This window comes from Polaromonas sp. P1_G2 (genome assembly GCF_056405515.1).
The window spans coordinates 1-458 of the sequence record NZ_JBFUBY010001112.1 but is presented as its reverse complement, the minus strand read 5'-3'; the positions used below and the strand labels follow the sequence as shown (position 1 = coordinate 458).

The window sequence follows — 458 nt, the reverse complement described above, 5'->3', positions numbered from 1 at the left end:
CTTTATTACTTTGCTACCGATCCAACCGCCCTGCATAAAAAGACGATCGCAGAAACGCTGCTCGACCAGGATGATTGCGTCCTTTCGGTACAGGTGCTGCAGGAATTTTATGTGCAAGTGACGCGCCCAACGCGCCCGGATCGAATATCTTCCGACGAAGCCGAACGCTTTATTATCTCTATGCTCCGATTTCCAATCCAGTCACAGACGCCTGAACTGTTGCAACTGGCTTTTGATATCCGCCGGCAGCTGAAATTTTCCTATTGGGACTCAGCCATCGTCGCAGCCGCGATGATGACCAATTGCGACATCCTCTATACCGAAGACCTCCAACATGGACAAATCATAAACGGAATCAAAGTCGTCAATCCGTTTGCCGGATAGCGGCGCGCCCGTCGTAAATTGCTCTTGCCCGCGTCGTTTTCGAAAACGCTTTGCAAAGCCTCCCCGCCCACTAT

The 458-nt window shown here is 51.3% G+C and carries 1 protein-coding gene; it reads left to right on the top strand.

Going from position 1 to position 458, the window contains the following annotated elements; translation table 11 throughout:
• Window positions 1-384: PIN domain-containing protein (locus AC1D0P_RS29310; RefSeq protein ID WP_477679944.1), on the top strand; the 384-nt coding region annotated here is incomplete at its 5' end.
• Window positions 385-458 lie beyond the last annotated feature (74 nt).